This window comes from Pseudotenacibaculum sp. MALMAid0570 (genome assembly GCF_040151415.1).
Classification (GTDB): domain Bacteria; phylum Bacteroidota; class Bacteroidia; order Flavobacteriales; family Flavobacteriaceae; genus Polaribacter.
This window is the reverse complement of record NZ_JBDKWF010000008.1, coordinates 1-403: the sequence shown is the minus strand read 5'-3', so window position 1 is coordinate 403 and position 403 is coordinate 1. Positions and strand designations below refer to the sequence as shown.

1 protein-coding gene is annotated in these 403 nt (G+C 34.5%); it reads left to right on the top strand.

Going from position 1 to position 403, the window contains the following annotated elements; translation table 11 throughout:
* A partial coding sequence (locus tag AAON49_RS00035; RefSeq protein ID WP_502942861.1) for a P-type ATPase actuator domain-containing protein occupies positions 1-403 on the top strand: 403 nt, incomplete at both ends.

Genomic DNA, 403 nt, shown 5'->3' with positions numbered 1-403 from the left:
AGCAGCAGTTAAAAGAGCCAAAGGAAACATTAAAGCATTATTAGATGTTCGTCCAAAAGAAGCCAATGTATTTCGTGATGGTGATTTTACAAGTGTTTCCCCAGAAGATGTAACTATTGGAGAGAAAATTCAAATTCGTGTTGGTGAAAAGATTCCATTGGATGGTGTATTATTATCTGAAAAGGCATCATTAAATACAGCAGCTTTAACAGGTGAAAGTAAACCTGATTCTATTTTAAAAGAAGACAAAGTATATGCAGGTAGTATCAATTTAGAAAGTGTTATTGAAGTTGAAGTAACCAATACCTTTGAAGATAGTTCTATTGCCAGAATATTGGATTTGGTTCAAAATGCTACTGCTCGTAAATCCAAGACAGAACTATTCATCAGGCAGTTCGCACGT